Annotated in this window: 1 protein-coding gene; it reads left to right on the plus strand. The window is 29.6% G+C overall.

The genetic code is table 11. The features are described from left to right. Positions 1–774, plus strand: a 774-nt coding sequence (locus tag ASV53_RS24300; protein WP_141226327.1) for an asparagine synthase-related protein, incomplete at both ends; no start/stop codon positions are given.

Raw genomic sequence — 774 nt, forward strand, 5'->3', positions numbered from 1 at the left:
ATAAAGAAGATATACAAGACATAAATGATTTTGGATTCACAAATGTTGTATCAGATCTTGGATTAATTAGAGATTACTCGGAAGCTAAAAAACTAACATTAAGAAATGACATATATGGCTCTTGGTTGAAAATTTCAGGTAATCATATAGAGATAAGAACTGACCATTTGGCGGCTCAGAAAGTTTACTATTTTTTCGGAGCTGATGTGACAATAATATCATCAAACTTAAAGTTGATATTTAAAGTGCTCAATATACTTGATGTTAAATACCATCTAAATAATGAACAAGCGATTTTATATTTATACTCAAGAGAGCCAAAGTGGCCAGAGACAATTATTAGAGAGATAAATTGTTTGTTACCTGGTACTATCTCTGTAATTAAGAATAAAACATTAACTACTAAGCATTATGATATAAATATCAATAATAATGTTTTGCCGTATAATTCTTTACGACAATATTTTACCTCTCTTGATAGTCAATCAACTATTTCCACATTAAGCGGTGGCGTTGATTCACAATGCGTATCGAATATTTGTGCGAAAATGGGTATAAATAAAGCTATCTCTTGTGCATTTTCATCTGAACTTGAAAAAAATGATTATAATTCATTTGATGAACTTCCTTATGCTAGGAAATTTAGTGCAAAAGTTGGGATAGATTTATCAGAGAAGAAGTTTACTGTTAAAGAAGTAAAAGCTATTAGAATAAAGCTTTTAAAAGATATTGAGCAACCAGCTCATGATTCTACGTCATTTTACTTATTATGTG

Source organism: Photobacterium sanguinicancri, from assembly GCF_002265265.1.
Taxonomy (GTDB): Bacteria; Pseudomonadota; Gammaproteobacteria; order Enterobacterales; family Vibrionaceae; genus Photobacterium; species Photobacterium sanguinicancri.